Origin of the sequence: Thiocystis violacea, from assembly GCF_016583575.1 — a bacterium.
GTDB lineage: Bacteria > Pseudomonadota > Gammaproteobacteria > Chromatiales > Chromatiaceae > Thiocystis > Thiocystis violacea.
Genome location: NZ_NRRG01000001.1, coordinates 176,317 through 195,970 on the forward strand (window position 1 = coordinate 176,317; position 19,654 = coordinate 195,970).

Sequence of the window (19,654 nt, forward strand, 5' to 3'; positions counted from 1 at the left end):
CTTGGTAGTCATCAATCTGACCCAGTAAAGACCCCATCGATCGGCACGATCGCCGCGCCGCGTCGGGATCAAACCGGATCCGCCGTATCCTCGCCGGTTCGGTCCGGCGCGGGTCGGGCGGACTCCGCTCCGACCTTCGCCGCTCGCCTCCGGTAGGTCGCGGGCGAGGCCAGACCGAGCAGGCATCCGTAGATAAAGGCCCAACCCGTCATGGCTCCAAAGGATTGATAGACGTATGTCATGGCTTTGTCTCCAGATGTCGACGCGCTCGCCACTGGCCTCCATCGCCAGGCTGACTCGCGCCCTATCGGGGGCGATCGCTCGAATCCGACCCCGCTGTTTTCGACTCCCTTCAAGAACAGCCTAGGTCAAGGAGGAGAACGCAAGCGGGATCCCCGTCACGTTCCCCAATGAATGTTCCGAGGACCGGCCATGGGGCCTCGGGAAGGAGGTATCCAAGCCGACCGCCGGCGCCATTCCGATGCCTCTTGTCTTTCTCGCGCGGCCTGGGTACGGATCGCCTGAACCGACCCGACCTCCTGGCCGATCGGCGCTCGGTTCGGCGAGACGATCCAGCCCGCCAATCAAGCCCGGAATCATTTGAATCCTATCGACTTATCAAGCTCCAGGCAGGAACGTCCAGGAAACTGAAATATCAAATATTTCGATGGGAAGTCCCGATAGATTTCGTTTTGCTTGGCCTTCAAACGCCACTATTTTCACTTTACCGCTGTGGATTCGGTCCCGACCCGGACTGGATCCGACACCGGATCGCTTCACTGAACCCAGCCGAACCGGGCCTGGCGCTTCCATCCTGGAGTCGCCTGGCTATTGGATGTCGTAGCCGTCGGAGACCTGACGATGATCGCAGTCAAAATATCCATGAAGGCCACCCATGAACCCCTGAAGCGCACCCCGGTCGTCCTGCGGCTGGACGCGGATGGGACCGAGACGGCGCCGGTACTGACCGATCGCGCCGGCGTGGCCAGCTTCGATCTGCCGCCGACCAGCGGCAAGATCCTGGTGTCCGGGGTGGAGCGCTACGATGGCCGGCTCGACGGCGAGATCCCGATCGAGTTGTGGTCCATCACCCAATCCGAGCAGGACTCGCGCGGACTCCCCGGCGAATTCCCGACCGGGAGCAACGCCTATCCCAACATGACGACCCGCGCGGTTCAGGTCGGCGGGCGCGCGATCCTGACCGACAGCGAGGGCTATCTGGTCGATCCCTCGGACTGGTCGGAAGACTTCGCGCGCGCCCTCGCCAGACAGGAAGGGCTGGCGCTGAATGCCGAACATTGGGAGGTGATTCGCTTTCTGCGCGCCCGCTTCGCCCGGCAGGGTACCCAGGCGACGGTGCGTGACATGATCCCGCACTTCCGCCAGGTCTGGGGGCGCGAACGCGGCAGCAACCGCTATCTTCACCAGATCTTTCCGCGCGGCGGTCCACAGAAGCAAGGCAATCGGCTGGCGGGACTGCTGCGCACGAAAGGCGAGCACTGAGTCGGGGTTCGACCGCCGGACCAGCGGCGGGGCGCGCGCCCCGCGACTTGACCGGCATCAAGGCCGGCACCCGACCCGGCGGCTAGCGTGCGAACCAACTTCGTTTCAGCCGCCACCCGGCCGGGATCCGTATGACCCTCAGCTCACGCCTTCAAGCCATGCCCGTCCTCGCGCTCGGGTTCCGTCCCTTCTTTCTCGCCGCCGGCGCGGCGGCGATCCTCGGTGTCGCCGTCTGGCTCGCGATGCTGAGCGGTCTCTGGCCACAACCGAGCCATCTCGCCGGCATCACCTGGCACGCTCACGAGATGCTTTTCGGCTATCTGGCGGCGGTGATCGCCGGCTTTCTGCTGACGGCGGCGCGCAATTGGACCGGCCTGCCCACGCCGACCGGTGCCTCGCTCGCTGCCCTGGTCGGGCTCTGGCTGGCCGGTCGGCTCGCGCCCTGGCTGGGGTTGCCGCCGGTGCTGATCGCGGGACTCGATCTCGTTTTCTTCCCGGCCCTGGCGCTGGCGCTCTGGCGACCGCTCTGGCTGGGTTCCAATCCGGTCAATCGGGTCTTTCTGCTGGTGTTCGCCGGCATGACCCTGGCCGGGGCCATGGTGCACCTGGAGGCGTTCGGCCTCTTTAGCGGCGGCGCGACGCGCGGCCATCGTCTGATGCTCGATCTGGTGCTGCTGATCCTGCTGCTGGTCTCGGGCCGGGTCATGCCCTTTTTCATCCGCAGTGTCATCGAGGACGCTCGGCCTCGGGTGTTTCCCTGGCTGGAACGCCTGACCTTCGCTGTCGCGGCCGGGCTGTTGATCGCCGATCTCGTCCAACCCTTTGGTCAAGTCGCGGGCGGGCTGGCCATCGGCCTGGGTCTGGTGCAACTGGCGCGGCTGATCGGCTGGCACGATCGCCGGATCTGGACCACGCCCATGCTGACCGTGCTCCAGACCGGTCTGCTCTGGCTGGTGCTCGGTCTGATCCTGGATGGACTGCCGGCCTTCGGCGTCCTGCCGCCGCGCGGCGCCCTGCACGCCCTGACCGTCGGCGCGATCGGGGTAATCACATTGGGTATGATGGCCCGGGTGGCGGTGGGGCACACCGGTCGGCCGATGCGGGCGACTCCGCTGACGATCCTCGCCTTCGTCCTCATCAATCTCGCCGCCGCCCTGCGCGGTCTCGTGCCACTGCTCGACCCCGCCGGCTATCACACATGGTTGATGATCAGCGGTTTCTGTTGGATCCTCGCCTTCGGGCTGTTTCTCTGGGTGCATGCCCCAATGCTGGTGAGCCCGCGTCCGGATGGACGGCCGGGATAAGCCGGCGCGCCAATACCAACAACGCCATTTATCAAAGGGGATCGAGATGAGTGAACACTTTAGCGAGCAGGCGTTTCTCCCGCTCAAGATCGCGATCCTGACCGTCTCGGACAGCCGGGGCGAGGACCAGGACAGCTCCGGGCGGTACCTGAAAGAGAGCGCCGAGGCGGCCGGACACAGGGTCGTTGCCAAGGCGATCGTCCCCGACGATGTCTACCAACTGCGGGCGGTCGTCTCGCGCTGGATCGCCGACCCCGAGGTCAACGTCATCCTGAGCACCGGCGGGACCGGGGTCACCGGACGCGACAGCACCCCCGAGGCCGTCCGGCCGCTGTTCGACAAAGGGATCGAGGGCTTTGGTGAGTTGTTCCGCCAGGTCTCCTTCGAGGAGATCGGTGCCTCGACCATCCAGTCACGCGCCATCGCCGGCCTGGCCAACGGCACCTTCGTCTTCTGTCTGCCCGGCTCGACCGGCGCCTGTCGCACCGCCTGGGAGAACATCCTCCGACCCCAGTTGGACATCCGCACCCGCCCCTGCAATTTCGCGCAACTCATCCCGCGTCTGCGCGAACAATGAGACGAACCCCATGACGACGTCTCACGAGTGTGGATCCATCCCCAGCGACCGCCCGACCCTGACCCAGCAGGAGGCGATCGACTTCCTGCTCTCACGGGTCCGACCCATCGCGGACAGCGAAACCGTCCGCATCGAGGCCGCTCTCGGGCGCGTCCTGGCCGTCCCGGTAACGAGTACCATCGATGTCCCCGGCTGGGACAACAGCGCCATGGACGGCTACGCCATCCGCCATGCCGATCTGGCCGCGCTCGGCGGACGGCTGCCCGTCGCCCAGCGCATCCCGGCCGGAACGACCGGCACGCCGCTGGAGCCCGGCACCGCCGCGCGCATCTTCACCGGCGCGCCCGTGCCGCCGGGCGCCGACAGCGTGGTGATCCAGGAGATCTGCGCGCGCGAGGGCGAGACGGTCCTCATCCCGCTGGACGCCAAGGCCGGGGCGAACATCCGGCGCGCCGGCGAGGACATCCGCGCGGGCGCGGAGGTGATCGCCGCCGGCATCCGTCTGGCGCCTCAGCATCTGGGTCTGGCCGCCTCGGTCGGGGTGGCCGAGCTGCGCGTCCATCGGCGCCTGCGGGTCGCGATCCTCTCCAGCGGCGATGAGCTGGCGACGCCGGGCGAGCCACTGGGGCCGGGCCAGATCTACAACTCCAACCGCTATAGCCTCCGGGGCTTGATCGAACGCCTGGGCGGCGAGGTGGTCGATCTCGGCATCGTCGCGGACACCCTGGAGGCGACCATCGCCGCCCTGAGGCGTGGCGCGGATGAAGCCGACCTGATCGTCGCCAGCGGCGGGGTGTCGGTCGGGGAGGAGGATCATCTCAAGCCGGCCGTCGAGCGGATCGGCACACTGGATCTCTGGAACATCGCCATCCGTCCCGGCAAGCCGGTCGCCTTCGGCTGGGTGGGCGAGACGCCATTCTTCGGCAGCCCCGGCAACCCGGTCTCGCTGTTCGTGACCTTCTGTCTCTTCGCCCGTCCGGTCATCCTGCGGATGCAGGGCCTGACCGGCGACCTCTCGCCCGTCCGGCTCAAGCTGCGCGCCGGCTTCGACTGGCCCAAGCCGGACAAACGCACCGAATTCCATCGGGGACGCCTGGTGGTGGGCGAGGACGGCGAGACCGAGCTGGCGGTCTATCCCAGCCGCTCCTCGGCGGTGCTCTCATCGGTCGCCTGGGCGGACGGTCTGATCGAACTGGCGCCGGGGCGGGTGATCGCGCGCGGTGATCGGGTCGACTTCATCCCCTTCGCCCATCTCTTCCAATGAGCCAGCCGCGAGGTCGACCGCCACCATGATCCGGATTCTCTATTTCGCCCGTTTTCGCGAGCAGCTCGGACTGGCCGAGGAAGCCCTCGCCCGTCCATCCGGTATCGACACCCTCGCCGACCTGCTGGGCCATCTGCGCTCCCGAGGCGGCCCCTGGGCCGAGACGCTACCCGAGGGCGAGCGTCTGATGATGGCCGTCAATCAGGAACTCGCCCGCCCAGAGACCCCGATTCGCGACGGCGACGAGGTCGGGATTTTTCCGCCGGTCACGGGCGGATGAGGGGGTGGTAGTGCCTCGATTCGTAGGATGACGACAAACGAGCCCACCCGTGGGAGCGGCTTTTAGCCGCGATCAGCACCAACGCGAGGTTTTTCGCGGCTAAAAGCCGCTCCCACGAAATCCTATCGATTGGGGCGCTACCGGCCCCCCCGGCAATGCCGGGGGATTAGCGAGCGCATCAACTAGCGCAGATAGTCATCCACGGCGTCGTCGGCGCGATCGATCTGACGATCCCCGCACGCGCTCGATACCCTCGTGCGACGGCCGTTCTGGTAAGAGACCGTGCAGCCGTTATCGAATCTGATCCGGCCACTGCCTCTTTCGCTCAAGTCGATATCAAGCCCCGAATTTCCGCGACGGGGCGGCTCCGATCCTTCGCGGTTATCGTAGGCACGGTCATAATCGCCCCGATCCTCTTGGCTGTAGCGACGGTCGCGACCCCCGCCGTATCCCTGTTCGCGGACATAGGACGCGGCGGCGTCATCGGCCCGGCGACGGTCCCCTGGACCGCAACTACCGCCGCGGTTGATCGGATCGCCGTCGCGATCATAAAGCGCGGTGCAACCGCCCGGCATCCGCACCTCGATTTCACCGGAACGACGGGGCACGACCTCGGGCACCCCGCCGCCCGGGCCGCCGCCAGGGCCACCCCCGACGCGGGGAGGCCGGCGTCCGCGGTAGTCGACATCGACCACGCGCCGGTTATTGATCTCGCAGCTCCAGGGATACTTGTCGCCATCGATCTTGGTCTTGCCCTCCACCCGATAGTTCTTCTCGCCGGGCAGTTGGGCGGCGCGGGACTCGCGCAGGTCGATGAGACCGTATTCGCTTCGGACGCGGCTCTCGCAATCGCGGACGGCGTCCTTGTTGTCGTAGGCGAAGGCGGCGCCAGGGGCCAGCAGCGCCAGGGTCAGCAAGACGCCGATCGGGGTTTGGATGGGATGGTCTCGGTGCATCGTCGATGGACTCCAGAGTGGAAGGCGTTGAACGAAACGGGATGGACGGTCGGTCGGAACCCTGACGGCGGTGACCATCAGGCGCCGATCATGATGACAAAATCCTTGCCGGAGCGTCGGTCGGGATGCCATGGACTGTCCGTCAGGATCATCAAGCGCGGGTAGCGCCCCAATCGATAGGATTTCGTGGGAGCGGCTTTTAGCCGCGATGAGCACCGATGCGAGGTTTTTCACGGCGGCAAGCCACTCCCACGGGAGTGCTCGTTTGTCGTTATCCTGCGAATCGAGGCACTACCCATCTTCGGTAGTGCTCCAATCCGTAGGATGGGCAGAGCGAGAGCGATGCCCATCCTGTACGCTCCGAGGCTCACGATAAAAGGATGGGCGAGCGCGGCGATGCCCATCCTCCACGCGCCGATCCTCTCGATTGGGGCACCACCCGGCGCCGATCCGTCCCCTAGCTGTCGTTGTTCAGCGGACGCTTTAGGGTTACCGTAAGCCCCATAGGATCGGTGCGCGCCTCGGCGGCAGGCGAGCCGCGCGACCCTCGCCCGGCCCCTCACCCCCGGCGCGGCGCGTTCGGTTGACCGCCACCCGTTCGACACTCCTGGCCAGGGCGCGATACGCATCGAAACGCCTCTGGTCGAAACCCCTCTAATGCCGCGCGGGAGAGACCCGATCTCTTCCGTGCCTTTTCGCCCGGCCAGACCGGGCGCGGAATGAAACATGCAGCCACTCACTTCCGAAGGTCAGCAAGTCGTCAACGCGCTATCCCAACGTCACGGCTTCAGTCCCGACGCCGTGACGCACATGCTGTTCGCCGTGCTCAACGGCAACGGTTCCATGGCGCAATTCAACCACCCCGAGTTTTCCGGGTCCGGTCAGTGGATGCTCGGCGGCATGCTGATGTTGAGCGACATGTTCAACCAGGGCCTGAAGGGACGTGTCGACGCCCTGTGCGGGGAGATTTCCGGGATCCTGGCCAACCAACCCGGCCTGTTGCGCCAGGGTAGCTTTCAATCGCAGAGTCAGAGCGGCGGTGGACAGCAGAGCCAGGGCGCGGGCGCCTTCATGGGCGACTCCAGCCTGTTCGTACCCGATCCAACCGCGCATTGGTGGCCTCGCGGGATCGGCTCGCCCAGCGCGACCGGCAGCCAGAACAACGTGCGCTACGCCTACTTCGCCAACGCCCGTCGGCTCGCGGTCGAGACCAATGGACAGGTCTGGGTGTATGACACCCTCGATCACCAAATCGGTGGCTTTTCCCAGCAGCAGGGAATGGGTGGATCGATCCTTTTCAGCAGTCAGTACGGCAGCGTGAATCTATCCAGCCTGCCGGTCGTCTCCATCAACGGCGAACCACCCGCCTCGCCCCATCCTGGAACATCGGCGGCGCCCATGCCGGACAGCGACTTCACCACCGCGCCAGGGGCGGATGTCTTTTCCGCCATCGAGCGCCTGGCCGATCTCCATGCCAAGGGCATTCTCACCGACGATGAGTTCGCGCGGAAAAAGTCGGAGCTGTTGAGCCGGTTCTAAACCGCGCCCATCGGACGATCCGCCACGACCCGCTTCAGGAACAGCGATCCAGCTCGGCCAGCAGGATCCTGGAGTCGAGCGGTTTCAGCAAATGCGCGTCGAAACCGGTCGCCTGGGTACGCTGGCGGTCATGTTCCTGGCCGTAACCGGTCAGCGCCACCAGTCGCGCGTCACGCCCCGCCTCGGTGGCACGCAGACGGCGCGCCACTTCGTAGCCGTCCATGCCGGGGAGTCCGATGTCGAGCAGAATCAGGTCGGGCTGGATCCGCTCGGCGGTTTCCAACGCCGTCGGGCCATCGTTGGCCGTGTGCACTTGCTGGCCCAGGCAGCGCAGCAGCATGGCGCAGGATTCGGCCACATCCCAATTGTCGTCCACCACCAGAATGACGCGCGATTGGTGGACGGGCCGATCGGAGGTCGAGGCCGATTCGGAGGCCACCGGCACGGTCGATGCCAGCGGCAAGGTCACGGTGAAGGTACTTCCGGCCCCAAGGCCGGGGCTCGCGGCCCGCACCTGGCCGTCGTGCAGTTCCACCAGACCCTTGACCAGCGCCAGGCCCAGACCCAGGCCGCCGCTGGAACGCTCCAGCGTCTGTTCGCCTTGGCTGAAGGCACTGAAGACGCTCGGCAGCAGGGAGGCCGCCATGCCGCGCCCTTCGTCGCGCACCTCGATCCGCGCCTCCTCGTTCGCCCTCTCCAGGGTCAGGAAGATCCTGGTGTTCGACTCGCTGAACTTGGCGGCATTGCTGAGCAGATTGACGATGACCTGTGCCAATCGCTCCGGATCGCCGTACACGCAGACAGGGGTTGGCGGGAGTGCGACCTCCAGACGCTGATCGTCCTTGTCGAGCCGCGGGCGAATCTGCTCCATGGCCCGTTCCACCGCCTCGCGCAGATCGAAGCCTTGCTTGCGAAGTTTCATCTTGCCCCGGTTGATGCGGGCGACATCGAGCAGGTCGTCCACGATTCGGCTGATATGATCGACCTGCCGACTCAGGAGACTGGCCGCCCAAGGCACCCGATCCAGTGTTGGATCGAGACTCAGGATGTCCGCCACATGCCGGATGGGGGCGATCGGATTGCGCAATTCGTGTCCCAGCATCGCCAGGAACTCGTCCTTGTGTCGATTGGCCTCGCGCAGGGCCTGCTCGGCGGCCTTCTGTTCGGTGATATCGATGGTGTAGCCCGCCAGCAGGGTCCGGCCGTCCTGGACGATCGGAAACTTGATCGAGGAATAGTGGCGCCCCTGGAACGCCTCCTCCAGAACCAGCATCTCCCCCGTGGATACGACGACCCAATCGTCCGCGGTGATCTTCGCGGCCACTTCGGCCGGAAACAGTTCAGACATGGTTTTGCCGACCATGTCCAGGCCCTGGAGACCGATCATCCGCTGAAAATTATCGCTGGCCTTGATCACGCGGCTCTCGGTGGATGTCACCTCCTTGAGATAGATGTAAACGGGCGAGTGACGCATGAACAGCGACAGTAATTCTTGATTCTCGCGCAGTGCCTCCTCCGCCTGCCTGCGTTCGGCGATGCCCATATCCAGGCAAAAGAGTTCCATCGCCCCGCCCGGAATCCGAACCACGGCATGACTCGATAGCACCGGAACCCGTCGCCCATCCTTGTGCCGGAGAGACAACTCGGCCATGGGCGGCGCTTGCCCGGTCGCGGCCATCCGCTCGATCGCCTGTTTCGCTTCCTCGCGCATCTCCGGCGGAATGATCAAATCCAGCAGATTCCGTCCGATCGCCTCCTCGGCTTCGTATCCGTAGAGGGTCTCGGCGGCCTTGTTCCAGTAATGCACGGTGCCGTCCGGACCATAGCCCTGGGCGGCGATCGACGGGGTTTGCTCCAGCAGCAGACGAAAGCGTGCCTCGCTCTCGCGCAGCACCTCGCCCTGGCGCCTCTGCTCGCTGATGTCGTACAGGACGCCGAGGCATCGGATCGGGAGGCCCTGTTCGTCGAATTCGAACCGCGAACCGATCCTGAGCCAGAGGACGGATCCGTCGGGACGGATGAACCGGAATTCGATCGGCCAGGTGTGCCTTTGCTCGATCATGGCCGTCAGTTGTTGACGAACCGAGGCGCGGTCATCGGGATGAATGTGCCGGGCGATGGTCTCGTTCAGGCCTCCGCAAAAGGTCTCCGGATCCATCCCGGTCATCTTGAAGGAGGTCTCGGACAGGTCCAGTGAATCGTCCCGCACGTCCCACACGAAGGATCCCAGTCCGGCGATGTCCTTGGCGGCATTGAGCAGCGCCTCGCCGCGCCGCAGGGCCTCCTCCATCTCGGCGCTGGCGCTGATGTCGATCAGGATGGCCCGCCACTGGGGCCTGACCTGCCGACCCATCGGCTCAAGGCTGGTCTCCAAACGGATCCGGCGCGGTGCCTTGTCTTCCCATTGGAGTCGCAGTTCGCAGGACCGTGGCACGCCCGAGGACCAGAGCTCCTGTCGGCAACGGTAGAAGACGTCCTGATCCTCGGGGTGGATGAAGCGGGTCAGGGCTTGGCCGACCAGGCGCATCCTCGGAGTTTCCAGGAGCTTCGCGGCGGCGAGGTTGGCCTCTTGGATCAGGCCATCCTCACCGAGGGTCACATAGCCCACCGGGGCCAAGTCATAGAGGTCGAAATAACGCGCGCGCGAGATCTCCAACTCCTCCAGGACGCCTCTCAGCTCCTCGTTCTGCAACTCCAGCTCGATCTGATGCACCCGCAATTCGTGGATCAGTCGTTCGTTCGCCTCTGGCGTGAGGCCGGTCGTCTCCGAAACGCTCATGGCGCCGGTCCGTGACTCGGCCCGCTGGCGCGGATTGTGCGGGGCATGGGACGGATCGGGAGCGGCGGCCGATAACCGGACCTGACGCAGATACTGGATATAGCGCCACAGCGTGGCGGCGATGGCGCGGGCGTCTTCCTCGTCCAGATCCTGGGACGCTTGTGCGTAGTGGGCCCGAAGGGTCTGGCTGTGCTTGTTGACGAACGCCTCGAAATCCAGCGTCCGATCGGCAATGATGGCGGCCTTGGTGTCGGGGTCGGAAGCTATTTCGCTGAAAATCCTGGCTGGATAGGGGTTGAACATCTCGCTAACGACCTGTTACGAATTGGCGTCCCATCAGCCGCTATCCAATGGCTCCGCGTTTTATCGGCTATCGTCTCGCGCACTCAAGAAGGATGGGTTCAGTCACCATGAGGCTTGGGGGCGCAAATAATGGAATAGAGCAACGGTCGCCTGACGAGCCGTTTCTCGATCCAATGTGTATCCACCCGCCTTTGCGTAATACTGGCGGATCGTCTCGCGATGCGTGGACACGAATTCATCGACCGCCAGGTTTTGGTCCGCGATAATCGATCCCAACCGGGCTCGGTCGGTCTCCAGATCGCGATAAATGATAGCTGGATCGAGATACGACATAATGAAGCGCACGACGGAATCAGGGTGTCTGGATTCTGCTCCCCATACGCACAGGACGTACACTGGGGAAGAATACTTAACCGCCAGACCCCATTGAAGGCGGAAATTTCTTTTCGTGTATGAATGGCGTTTTTGGTTTCTTTCGACCTAAACTGATAAATTCAAGTCCCATTACCCTGAAATCATGCAACCTCATGATTTGAATATTTTTTTGCGTTTCGAAAAATTCAACGGCCCATGAAGGATCCTGTGTAAAAAAACGGGCGCGCCTGGGCAAAAATGAGAACATCATCACGATTCGCTGCGGGGCATCCATCGCCGCCATATCGGCGACTGGATCCGCGATAAACACGCCGCCCGACCGCCATCCCATCGTTGCTCGTTCGAATCCATCGCCCACTCCGGCGAAATCATACACGCCTATGATCCAGTTCGCGGCCCATCCGACAGCCGGTCATCGGACTCCGGTCACAAATCGTCGATTCATCCGATTGACCTGGGTCGACCGTCCGATGGATCCGCCTGGCGTTCCTCGCGCGATGGATGTAGCCATGGAGCCGGGATCGCGATAGCGGTGTTTCGAATGAATGGAGCCGGCATCGGCACCCTGTCCGAAGGCCAGGGCCGGTCGAGAGGCGTATCCTTAGGGGTAGTGCCTCGATTCGTAGGATGGCGACAAACGAGCACTCCCGTGGGAGTGGCTTACCGCCGCGAAAAACCTCGCGTCGGCGCTCATCGCGGCTAAAAGCCGCTCCCACGAAATCCTATCGATTGGGGCAAAGATCGCACAGGATGCTCGGCGAGGGTCTCCCGCGGTTTCGCCCAGGCCCGCGCGGATGAGATGATGCGCACCCGCCCAAGGGTCGCGGGATGCCCGGTCGGGCTGGCCGCCGTGGACGAAAGCGGGGGTTCCGCCCTGGACGATTGGCCCCTGGCGGTTCATCCTAAACATCCTGTGGTTATGTCATCATGGCGTGTCCGTTCCATGACGGCCACACGCCCGGATCCAGGAGGTTTCGCGTATCGTTGAAATTACCAGCGCCCTTACCTTTATCTCCACCCTATCTCTCAATCGCGGATGATACTCAGGGACAACGATGAGTCAGAACGATGAAAAAAACCGGCGCGCGCTAGAGCAAATCGCTGAAGTCAAGCGGATCCTGGGCGCGATCGAGCATTCCTTGGGGGAGCGCAGGCCGATGTCACTGCTCGTGACCAGCGCCGCGAGCGACGAGGGGAAGACCCTGTTCGCTTCGTCGCTGGCCGCGACGGCCGCGCTCCTGGGTCGGTCGCGCGTGATCGCGCTGGATCTCAATTGGCACCGGCCCGCGATGCATCGCTTCTTTGGATGCGAGCCGGCCCACACGCTGGACAGGATGCGGGAGAGCGATCTGTCGGATCTCGTCTTTACTCCCAAGGACAGCACGCTGGACGTGCTGTGCGCGCCAGTCGACCATGCCGAGCATGAAAGGCTGAACAGCGATCTGTTCGGCATCGGCCATCGTCTCGTCGACCAGGCGAAGAATGCCTATGACCTGGTCGTCGTGGACGGCGCGGCCATCTTCCCAACGAATAGAAGAATGCTCGATCCCGTCATGCTGACCAAGATGGTCGACGGTGTCGTCATGCTGGTTATGAGTGGGGTGACTTCAAAACAGGATGTGAAGAAGGCCCATAAGATCATGGAAATCGCCGGAGCCAACATCATCGGCGTCGTCACGAATCAGCAAGCGAAGGGGGAATGATCATGGGTTTTCATATTCGGCGTTATCTCGCGGCCCTGAACGCGGAGAAGCGGTGGGCTCCCCTGATCCTGCTGCCACTGTTGATCTATCTGATCGGCGCGGCCTACCTGGATCGACAATACCGCGTACAACAGGATTTCTCCTACTCCGGGACGATCCTGGTCGTGAAGAATCCGGTCAGCACACTGAGTCTCGACGAGCTGATGGCGGATCCGGATCAATTGTTTCTCGATGGTTTCGCGATCTCGCGATTGCAGCAGAAAATGGAGCTGCTGCGCGATGGCGATGTTGCCCCGCGCGGCGAAGCCGATCTGCGTCGGCGCGTGCATTCGACCCTCAGCCTGGCTGGAGAGGGTGATTCGATGGCGCGGCTGAGCTATCAGGGCAACGATGGAGAACTGGGGCGCTATCTTGTGAATTACTTCACGGAACGTCTCCTGCAAAGGATCGAGGATGCGAAGGTACGTCAGACCTCGTCCATCGGCGCCGCTTCGCGATTCGAGAAATCCGGGGAGATGACCGTCAGCGCAAGTCCGGATCCCTGGAATGCGGACCGCGGGCTTCCCGCCGCAGCTATTCTTGGGCTGTCGCTGCTGGTGTTTCTCGTGCTTGTCGGGATTCGCGAGATCGCGAATCCATCATTCAAATCGGACCGGCAGATCGCGCGCTATCTTGGATTGCCGGTGCTGGGCAGCCTACCCAATGCCGAGCCGCTTGGAAGGCATTTAACAGAATAGGGTGAGCTTATGAAAATCGCATGGCCTGGCGCACGATTCGGCACGGCGGCCATCGTTGCCGGCGTGATGGCTCTTGTCAACATTCAGGCGATGGGTTCCGAGCCGGGATCCATCGAACTGGAATGGGATCCGGTTCAGGATTCCCGGGTCGCTAATTACAGGGTGCATTACGGACAAAGCCCCGGCAATTACGATCAGTTCCAGGATGTGGGGATGGCGACCAGCACGACGATTTCGAATCTTGTCCCAGACGCCATCTACTATTTTTCGGTCAAGGCGACCGATGGCTATTCGGAGGAATCGGATTTCTCCAATGAGCTGACATCCGGCCGGTTCCGCTATCTCTTCGGCACCAGCGACACCGCGTCCGGGGGCCCCTGGGTCGAGGTCGCCAACATGAAACGCAGCCATGAGCAGTTCCTGCCCGCCGAGCTGACCGAGCCCGACGCGATTCACGGTCAGCCGATCATCGCGACCGGCGACATCGATGGCGACGGTCGGGACGAGGTGGTCATAGGCTACATCGGCGCCACCGATACCAGTCCCTCGCGTGGCGGTCTGTTTCGGGTTCTCGACGACGACTTCACGCCCTTGACCTGGGGAGTCGTCTCCTGGCCGGACTACGCGGCGGCCACGGGTGACACCTACCCAGCGCTCGGTGATCTCGATGGCGATGGCCGGGCCGAGATCCTGGTCGGCCTCGGGACGGGCGGTGCCGGCCTGGTGGAGGTCTTCGCTTATTCCAACGGCGCCCTCGCGCCGCGTGGCTGGACGGAGGTCGACTGGCCCGAATACAACGCGGCCAGTGGCGCCACCTATCCCGCCCTGGGTAATCTCGATGGGGAGGGCGCGGACGAATTGGTGATCGGCCTGCATGCCGTGGATAGCCCGGCCGGCATTCCCGGAGGCACCTTTCTGATCAAGACGGGAATCGACATCTCCCCACCAGCCGAGGGATCCACCGAGGCCGGAACGATCCAACTCTCGCCGGGTCTCCAGGGGCGCCTCCTGGCCGAGCAGGGTCTGACCTTCGAGGGCCTGTCCTGGATCGAGTATGCCCACGACGTGGGCGAGACACGTCCGGCCCTGGGCGACCTCGATGGCGACGGCACGGACGAACTCGTCATGGGCTTCGGCGTGGGCGGCAACGGCTATCTGGAGGTCTTCGACTATACGCACGCCTCCCTGGTGTCCCTGGGTCTCATCGGCGTCAATTTCCCCAACTACAACCGACTCAACGGAGAGACACGGGCGGCCATCGGCGATATCGATAACGATGGGCGTGGCGAGATCCTGGTTGGACTCGGCCCGGAGGGGGAGGGAGTCGTCGAGGTGATCGACGACAGCTTCGAAAGCTTCTCGTCATCCGAGCGTTTCCAGGTCGGCGCCGAGGTGTCCGAGGCGCCCGCCGCATCCGCTCAATTCCAGGTCGGGGCCGCGAACGAAACGATCGCGAACACCGGAACCTGGCCCGCCTACAAGCGGGAGCGAGCGACACCATAGGGGAAGGCCGTTCGCCCCCATCCAGTCCGGGAATCGCGGCTTGGATGGGGCCTCCCACCCACGACCAGCCGGTCAGGGAGTCCCTTCTCCCGCTAGCTCGCCCTTCCGTATTCGGCCTTCGAGCCCGTCAGATCCCAGGCGAAGGTACAGTCCAGGTGCGACAGTACCGAGATCATGCCGCTCTCGCCGTCCTCCACCATCACCGCGACCGGCGCGCGCCGGCCGAATTGCCGATTGGCGCGTTTCACCCAGAGTCGGCGCATCTCGGAGTTGCGCGGAAAGTAGGTGTGCAGGGCCTCTTCGATGCGGGAGAGGTAAGCGATCCGCCGATTCACCTCGGGATCGTCCGGAAAGGCTTCCTGATCGTGGAAACGGCCCAGATGCCGTGGCTTGATCGTGTCGGGCAGTCGTAGGATGAGGGCGATCTCGCGCCCCGCCAAACCCCAACCCTCCAGCAAATCCATGGTGCGCCGGGTCAGAGAGAGGCGCTCGTCGAGTGTCGATTCAGTCATGTGGACCACCTGGGACCATGCCCGCGACCGGCGCGCCTGGGCTTCGGGTCCGAGATGGCGACGCCTGGCGCGGGTTCCAACCTCAGGAGCGGGTGACGCGGGTGATGCGGGTGACCAGTGGGATCAGACGCAGCCGCCGCATAATGCGGGCGAGGTGGGCGCGGCTCCTGACCTGAAGTCGAAACTCCAGGTCGGTCATCATGCCGTCCTTCTCCAGCGTCTGGACGTTGTCGATGTTGCATCCCTGCTCGGCGATCGCCCCCGCGACCACGGCCAGCACGCCGCGGCGGTTGTTGACCTCGACCCGAATCTCGGTGGCGAACTCGCCCTCGGGCTCGTTGCCCCATTCGACGTCGAGCCGTTTGTCGCGCCGGCTTTCCAGGCTGCCCAGATTGCGGCATTCCGCGCGGTGGACCACGATGCCGCGCCCCGGACTGAAGACCGCCGTGATGGCGTCGCCCGGAATCGGACGGCAGCAGCGGGCGAAATTGACCACCATGCCCTCGGTGCCCCGAATCGCCAGACGATGGGGGTGGCCGTCCGGATCGCCACGGCCCTCGGCGACGATGTCATCGCCCTCGATGCCGACCAGCCGGCGGGCCACCAGGGTCGCCAGACGATTCCCCAGACCGATATCCCCGAACAGCTCCTCGCTGTCACGCAGGCTGGCGTCCTCCAGATAAGCCGCCAGACGGATGGGGTCGAGCGTATCCACATCGACGCCGAAGGCGCTCAACTCGGCATTGAGGAGACGCCGTCCAAAGGTCCGCGCCTCAAGCTGCTTGATGTTCTTGAGATGCCCCCGGATGTTCACGCGCGCCTTGGCCGTGACGACGAAATTGAGCCAGCCCGGATTCGGCCGCGCGCCGGGGGCGGTGATGATCTCGACCGTCTGGCCGCTGCGCAGACCCGCGCTCAGGGGCGCCATGCGACGGTCGATCCGAGCGGCGACGCAGCCATTGCCGACGTCGGAGTGGATCGCGTAGGCGAAGTCCACCACGGTGGCGCCGCGCTTGAGGCAAATGATCCGACCCTTGGGGGTGAAGACATAGACCTCGCCGGGGAAGAGGTCGACCTTGACGTGCTCCAGGAACTCGACCGAGTTGCCGGCCTGGCGCTGCATCTCCAGGAGGTTTTGCAGCCAGTCGGCGGCGAGTGCGGTCGGACTGGAGCCCGACTGGAGCCCGTTCTTGTACATCCAGTGCGCGGCGATGCCGGATTCGGCCACCCGCTGCATGTCCTCGGTGCGGATCTGGATCTCGATCTGGATCCCCTGCGGCCCGACCAGGGCGGTATGCAGGGCCTGATAGCCGTTGGCCTTGGGGATGGCGATATAGTCCTTGAAGCGGCCTGGAACCGGCTTGTAGAGATTGTGGACCAGGCCCAGCACCCGATAGCAGGTGTCCACCCGATCCACCGTCACCCGAAAGGCGAAGACGTCGACCAGTTCGGAAAAGCCACGCGACTTGTCGCGCATCTTGCGGTAGATGCCGAAGAAATGCTTGCGACGGCCCTCGACCAGGCCCTGGATGTCCTCCTGCTGGAGCACGCGCTTGAGGGCCGTCTCGACGGTCCCGACCATCTCGACGCGCGCCCCGCTGGTCTTCTGCACCGCCAACTGGATGACCCGGCGCCGCCAGGGCCAGTAGTGCGCGAAACCCAGCTCTTCCAGCTCGACCCGAATCCAGTTGATGCCCAGCCGATTGGCGATCGGCGCAAAGATGTCGAGCGTCTCGCGCGAGATGCGCCGGCACGCCTCGGGCGCCATGGAGTCGAGCGTGCGCATGTTGTGCAGCCGATCCGCGAGCTTGATGAGGATGACGCGGATATCGCGCGTCATCGCCAGCAGCATCTTTTGCAGACTGGCCGCCTGCGCCTCGGCGCGCGACTTGAAGTCCAACTGGGTGAGCTTGCTGACCCCGTCGACCAGTTCGGCGACCTCCTCGCTGAAGGTCTCGGCGACCTGCTCCTTGGCGATCTGGGTATCCTCGATGACGTCGTGCAGGAGCGCGGCGATCAGACACTGATGGTCCATGCGCATCTCGGCCAGGATGCGCGCCACCGCCAGCGGATGGTAGATGTAGGGCTCGCCGGATTTTCGCTTCTGGCCCTCGTGCGCCTCGGCCCCGAAGAGATAGGCGCGATAGCATTCGCTGACCTGCTCGGGGGGCAGGTAGGTCTCCAGGTAGACGCAGAAATCGCTGATGAGGTAGCGCGCCTCGCCCGTACGCGCGCTCGGCGCGGGTTCGCCCCGCTCGGGTCGCGCCTGGACTCCGATGTCCGACAGAGGGAGTGGTGGCGCCGGCATTGGGAGCGTCCCCGCCAGGGTCGGTGGGCGGATTGGCGGGGCGGGGTGGGCGATCTCCTCGCTGTGCATGACGGCGCCCCCCGGCGGACCCTGTTCCCCCTCAGTCCTGGACATCCCGAGGCGGGTCGGCTTCGACGGTTTCCACCGCGAATTCCTCGGCCAGCGCCTGCTCCAGGGCCGCCGCCGTCTCGTCCATTTCCCGCTGGGCCTGCTGGACCATGCCGTGACTGATGTGTCCGGCGGCGATCTCGCGCAGCGACATCACGGTCGGCTTGTCGTTTTCCCACGGCAGCGTCGGCTCGACGCCATTGGCCAGTTGGCGCGCGCGCTTGGTGGCGAGCAGAACCAGATCGAAGCGGTTGTCCACATGATTGAGGCAGTCCTCAACGGTAATTCTTGCCATGCCAGTTCTCCTAATCGAGTGTGTTCAGTTGGTCGAGCAGTACCGCCAGGCGTGGGCGCTGACGGCTCAGTCGCTGCCGCTCGGCGAGCGTGATCGCCGCGAGGGCGTCGAGCGCCGTCTCGAAGCGATCGTTGACGACCAGGTAATCATATTCGGCGAAATGCGCCATCTCATCGCGGGCCTGGGTCATGCGCCCCGCGATCACGGCCTCGCTGTCGGTCCCCCGGCCACGCAGCCGGTTTTCCAGCTCCGCGATGCTCGGCGGCAGCACGAAGACGCCGACCGCCGCCGGAAAGCGTTTCCGCACCTGACGCGCGCCCTGCCAGTCGATCTCCAGGATCAGATCCCGACCGGATTCGAGGTGACGGCCGACATCGGCCGCGCGGGTTCCGTAAAGATTGCCGAAGACCTCGGCATGCTCGAGAAAGGCGCCCTGGTCGATCTCGGCACGAAATCGGTCCCGGTCCAGGAAATGATAGTGGACGCCGTCGCGTTCGCCATCGCGCGCCCGGCGCGTGGTGCAGGAGACCGACAGCGACAGCCCCGGATCGCGCGCCAGCAGCGCCTTGACCAGGCTGGTCTTGCCGGCCCCCGAGGGCGCCGACACGATGAAGAGGATACCGTCTCCCATGGCTGACTCCGAGCGTCGCGACCGCCGTTATTCCAGATTCTGGACCTGCTCGCGCATTTGCTCGATCAGAACCTTCATCTCCACCGCCTCGCGGGTGAGCGCCACGTCGGAGGATTTGGATCCGAGCGTGTTGGCCTCGCGATTGAGCTCCTGCATCAGGAAATCCAGCCGGCGTCCCACCGGCTCGTCGCGACCCAGCACGTCCAGCACCTCCTCGACATGGGCCACCAGACGATCCAATTCCTCGTCGACGTCCATCCTGGCGGCGACCAGGGCGATCTCCTGCTCCAGCCGCGCCGGATCCAGCTCGGCGCGCAACTCGGCGAGGCGCTCGCCGAGGCGCTGACGCACGGCGGCAAGCACCTCGGGCAGGCGCAGACGCACCCGCGCGACGCTCTCCCCGAGCCGGGTGCAACGCTCGCGCAGCAGGATGTCGAGCCGCGCGCCCTCGCGCTGGCGGGTTTCGAGCAGCGAAGCGATCGCGCGATCGAGCAGATCCAGCGCCTCGGCCGTGAGTCGGTCCAGATCGGGCTCCCGCTCCTGGATGACGCCCGGCCAGCGCAACAGATCCGACGAGGACGGCTCGTGGGGACGGCCGATGAGGTCGCCGAGTTCCCGACCCGCCGCGAGCAGCTGCTCGATGAAGGGTCGGTTGAGCTTGAGCGCGCTCAGAACGCCGACCGCCGGGGCATAACGCAGCGAGCAGTCCACCTTGCCGCGCTGGAGGCTGGCCGAGAGGCGCGTCCTGACCGCGCCCTCGAGCGCCCGTAACTCCTCGGGGAGGCGGATATGCGGCTCCAGGTAACGATGGTTGACGGTCCGCAGTTCCCACGTCAGTTCACCGAAGTCGCCATGGCGGGACTCGCGGGCGAAGGCCGTCATACTCTTGATCATGTGTTGGGGCGTCTCTATGGGTCGGTCGAGGCGAGGAAAACGACGAAAGCGGCGGATATTCCGCTGACTATCGTTCTATTATA

At 64.5% G+C, this 19,654-nt stretch carries 19 protein-coding genes; 9 read left to right on the forward strand and 10 right to left on the reverse strand.

Annotation, left to right across the window (positions count from 1 at the left end):
• Window positions 1-68 precede the first annotated feature (68 nt).
• Complete coding sequence (locus CKO27_RS00750) at window positions 69-242, reverse strand: hypothetical protein (RefSeq protein WP_200372785.1); 174 nt, start codon at window positions 240-242, stop codon at window positions 69-71.
• A gap of 619 nt (window positions 243-861) precedes the next feature.
• Between CKO27_RS00750 and CKO27_RS00755 the strand changes: the two genes are divergently transcribed.
• From CKO27_RS00755 to moaD, 5 genes are all read left to right on the forward strand, one after another.
• On the forward strand, window positions 862-1,503 hold the full coding sequence (locus tag CKO27_RS00755) for a TusE/DsrC/DsvC family sulfur relay protein (RefSeq protein WP_200372787.1): 642 nt from the start codon (window positions 862-864) through the stop codon (window positions 1,501-1,503).
• Window positions 1,504-1,634: 131 nt separating this feature from the next.
• Window positions 1,635-2,807, forward strand: coding sequence for an NnrS family protein (locus CKO27_RS00760; RefSeq protein ID WP_200372789.1), 1,173 nt, complete (start codon window positions 1,635-1,637; stop codon window positions 2,805-2,807).
• Window positions 2,808-2,853: 46 nt separating this feature from the next.
• The gene (moaB, locus tag CKO27_RS00765; protein ID WP_200372791.1) at window positions 2,854-3,384 is read left to right on the forward strand and encodes a molybdenum cofactor biosynthesis protein B; all 531 of its coding nucleotides are present in this window, start codon (window positions 2,854-2,856) and stop codon (window positions 3,382-3,384) included.
• 10 nt (window positions 3,385-3,394) lie between these two features.
• A complete protein-coding gene (locus CKO27_RS00770) occupies window positions 3,395-4,648 on the forward strand; it encodes a molybdopterin molybdotransferase MoeA (RefSeq protein WP_200372793.1) in 1,254 nt (417 codons plus the stop codon).
• A 25-nt stretch (window positions 4,649-4,673) separates the two neighbouring features.
• Window positions 4,674-4,928, forward strand: a complete 255-nt coding sequence (gene moaD / locus CKO27_RS00775; protein ID WP_200372795.1) for a molybdopterin converting factor subunit 1 — start codon at window positions 4,674-4,676, stop codon at window positions 4,926-4,928.
• 182 nt (window positions 4,929-5,110) lie between these two features.
• Here the strand turns inward: moaD and CKO27_RS00780 are convergent, their stop codons facing one another.
• Window positions 5,111-5,884: a hypothetical protein gene (locus tag CKO27_RS00780; protein WP_200372797.1), complete on the reverse strand. Its 774-nt coding sequence runs from the start codon at window positions 5,882-5,884 to the stop codon at window positions 5,111-5,113.
• 726 nt (window positions 5,885-6,610) lie between these two features.
• Between CKO27_RS00780 and CKO27_RS00785 the strand changes: the two genes are divergently transcribed.
• A complete protein-coding gene (locus CKO27_RS00785) occupies window positions 6,611-7,423 on the forward strand; it encodes an SHOCT domain-containing protein (RefSeq protein ID WP_200372799.1) in 813 nt (270 codons plus the stop codon).
• A 34-nt stretch (window positions 7,424-7,457) separates the two neighbouring features.
• On the opposite strand, the gene CKO27_RS00790 is transcribed toward CKO27_RS00785, so the two are convergent.
• From CKO27_RS00790 to CKO27_RS00800, 3 genes are all read right to left on the reverse strand, one after another.
• Window positions 7,458-10,505, reverse strand: coding sequence for a PAS domain S-box protein (locus tag CKO27_RS00790; protein ID WP_200372801.1), 3,048 nt, complete (start codon window positions 10,503-10,505; stop codon window positions 7,458-7,460).
• 102 nt (window positions 10,506-10,607) lie between these two features.
• The gene (locus CKO27_RS00795; protein WP_200372803.1) at window positions 10,608-10,850 is read right to left on the reverse strand and encodes a hypothetical protein; all 243 of its coding nucleotides are present in this window, start codon (window positions 10,848-10,850) and stop codon (window positions 10,608-10,610) included.
• A gap of 64 nt (window positions 10,851-10,914) precedes the next feature.
• A complete protein-coding gene (locus CKO27_RS00800) occupies window positions 10,915-11,256 on the reverse strand; it encodes a hypothetical protein (protein WP_200372805.1) in 342 nt (113 codons plus the stop codon).
• Window positions 11,257-12,049: 793 nt separating this feature from the next.
• On the opposite strand from CKO27_RS00800, the gene CKO27_RS00805 reads away from it, so the two are divergent.
• From CKO27_RS00805 to CKO27_RS00815, 3 genes are all read left to right on the forward strand, one after another.
• Window positions 12,050-12,583, forward strand: coding sequence for a P-loop NTPase family protein (locus tag CKO27_RS00805; RefSeq protein WP_200372807.1), 534 nt, complete (start codon window positions 12,050-12,052; stop codon window positions 12,581-12,583).
• A 2-nt stretch (window positions 12,584-12,585) separates the two neighbouring features.
• Entirely contained in the window at window positions 12,586-13,320 is a 735-nt protein-coding gene (locus tag CKO27_RS00810; protein WP_200372809.1) for a hypothetical protein, read from the forward strand.
• Between the two features lie 66 nt (window positions 13,321-13,386).
• Window positions 13,387-14,823, forward strand: a complete 1,437-nt coding sequence (locus CKO27_RS00815; protein WP_200372811.1) for a fibronectin type III domain-containing protein — start codon at window positions 13,387-13,389, stop codon at window positions 14,821-14,823.
• A gap of 92 nt (window positions 14,824-14,915) precedes the next feature.
• On the opposite strand, the gene CKO27_RS00820 is transcribed toward CKO27_RS00815, so the two are convergent.
• The 5 genes from CKO27_RS00820 to CKO27_RS00840 form a co-directional block, all read right to left on the reverse strand.
• Entirely contained in the window at window positions 14,916-15,335 is a 420-nt protein-coding gene (locus CKO27_RS00820) for a DUF2384 domain-containing protein (protein ID WP_200372813.1), read from the reverse strand.
• An 82-nt stretch (window positions 15,336-15,417) separates the two neighbouring features.
• Window positions 15,418-17,643 carry a RelA/SpoT family protein gene (locus CKO27_RS00825; RefSeq protein WP_200372955.1) on the reverse strand — a complete coding sequence of 742 codons (2,226 nt, stop codon included), beginning with the start codon at window positions 17,641-17,643 and terminating at the stop codon, window positions 15,418-15,420.
• Window positions 17,644-17,743: 100 nt separating this feature from the next.
• Entirely contained in the window at window positions 17,744-18,046 is a 303-nt protein-coding gene (gene rpoZ, locus CKO27_RS00830; protein ID WP_200372815.1) for a DNA-directed RNA polymerase subunit omega, read from the reverse strand.
• 10 nt (window positions 18,047-18,056) lie between these two features.
• Entirely contained in the window at window positions 18,057-18,677 is a 621-nt protein-coding gene (gene gmk / locus CKO27_RS00835; protein WP_200372817.1) for a guanylate kinase, read from the reverse strand.
• A gap of 27 nt (window positions 18,678-18,704) precedes the next feature.
• The gene (locus tag CKO27_RS00840; protein ID WP_200372820.1) at window positions 18,705-19,571 is read right to left on the reverse strand and encodes a YicC/YloC family endoribonuclease; all 867 of its coding nucleotides are present in this window, start codon (window positions 19,569-19,571) and stop codon (window positions 18,705-18,707) included.
• Window positions 19,572-19,654: the final 83 nt, after the last annotated feature.